The organism is Streptococcus sp. HMSC067H01 (assembly GCF_001814775.1).
Classification (GTDB): domain Bacteria; phylum Bacillota; class Bacilli; order Lactobacillales; family Streptococcaceae; genus Streptococcus.
Genome location: NZ_KV817793.1, coordinates 1 through 429, shown reverse-complemented (window position 1 = coordinate 429; position 429 = coordinate 1). Strand labels below are relative to the sequence as shown.

Here is a 429-nt window from a genome sequence, read left to right as displayed (position 1 = left end):
CAGCCGGTGAAGACGGTACCTTCAGCATTCCAGTTGATGGCTTGAAGGAAGGCGACAAAGTCTCTGTAACAGCAACAGATGCAGAAGGTAACAAGTCAGGAGCAACAGACGCAACAGTAGCGAAAGCAGCTCCAGCAGCGCCAGTTGTGAACGATGTTAAAGAAGGTGATAAGGCTGTTACAGGTACAGCAGAACCAGGATCAATCGTTGAAATCACTCTTCCAAATAGTGAAACAGTTACTGTTGCTACTAATGAAGCTGGCCTCTTCTATCTTCCAATTATGGGCTTGAAAGCTGGAGATAAAGTGACTGCCGTAGCAAAAGATGCATCAGGAAATACATCAACTCCAACAGAGAAGACAGTTGGTGAAGGTGATGCGAAGGAAATTAAAACACCAGTTGTGAACCCAGTTAAGGCAGGTGACACAG

Annotated in this window: 1 protein-coding gene; it reads left to right on the top strand. The window is 45.7% G+C overall.

Annotation, left to right across the window (positions count from 1 at the left end; genetic code table 11):
- Positions 1–429, top strand: a 429-nt coding sequence (locus tag HMPREF2987_RS05810; RefSeq protein WP_257375144.1) for an Ig-like domain-containing protein, incomplete at both ends; no start/stop codon positions are given.